Source organism: Companilactobacillus hulinensis (assembly GCF_003946555.1).
GTDB classification, from domain to species: domain Bacteria; phylum Bacillota; class Bacilli; order Lactobacillales; family Lactobacillaceae; genus Companilactobacillus; species Companilactobacillus hulinensis.
In genome coordinates this window covers 1-1,013 of the sequence record NZ_RHOO01000054.1, presented here as the reverse complement: position 1 = coordinate 1,013, position 1,013 = coordinate 1, and the positions used below count along the sequence as shown (strand labels likewise).

Genomic DNA, 1,013 nt, shown 5'->3' with positions numbered 1-1,013 from the left:
AAATCTCTTCGTACCATGCGGTTGTGAACCTCATTGGTTCCTCGCTCACTGGATGTATATGGATGAGTGAAGTAGACAGGTGCTATCTTATCCATTACTTCTGTAAGGGTACTGAATTCAAGACCATTGTCGGCGGTAATGGTCTTGATTATTGATCCATACTCCTTATTAATGCTTCTCATTGTATAAGCCACTGAATCAGCGTCCTTACTGTCAATTAAACGAATGATTTGAAAACGAGTCTTGCGTTCAATCATAGTAAGAATCACGCTCTCCTGACCATTTCTAAGGCCAACAATAGTATCTATTTCAAAGTGGCCAAATTCTTCCCGATTATCCACTTCAGTTGGGCGTTCTTCTATACTTAACCCCAAAACACGATGGTTCTTACGAACCACGCATTTTGGTAATCGGCGAGACATCTTATTGATAAGATCAATATTTCTAACTTCTAATAATTGGGCATCGATATAACTATAAAGAGTTTTAGTACATACCATTTCTTCTGGTAGAAAAAGGTTCAACGCCTTGGCACGGCCAACGGCCGCGTCAGGTGACCAACCGTCCTTTTTAAAGTGTTCCACAAAGAATGATAAGAAGCTAAGAACTTGTGACAGTTTATAAGGTCGATGACACGCTTTGCGTTTATCGACATAACGACTTTGAGCAAGTTCAGGTATGTATTCTTGGTGAAAGTACTCTTTACCATTAATCTTCTTAACTTGAGTTACTTCACCACGTTTCAGTTCATTATTAATAGTCTGCGGGCACACACTGAGAGCAATCGCAATCTTACGGTTAGAATGTCCCAATTTGTGTAGAGCAGCTATTTTTCCACGCTCAACTTCAGTTAAGTGATGACCCTTGTTTCGTTTTATGGTAATCTGTTCTTGCGCCAAGACGAAAACCTCTTTCATTGTTAGTGTAGGAACTCCAATGATACCTGATTTTTTCGTCTTGGTGTTTTTTTATTCAGTTTTTCTCAAGTGGCTAACTTGATTATAAAATTTGCC

At 39.2% G+C, this 1,013-nt stretch carries 1 protein-coding gene; it reads right to left on the bottom strand.

The features are described 5' to 3' along the window. Positions 1-917 (bottom strand): IS30 family transposase (locus tag EKM66_RS12475; protein WP_125765043.1); only part of this gene is annotated, 917 nt, incomplete at its 3' end. Positions 918-1,013: the final 96 nt, after the last annotated feature.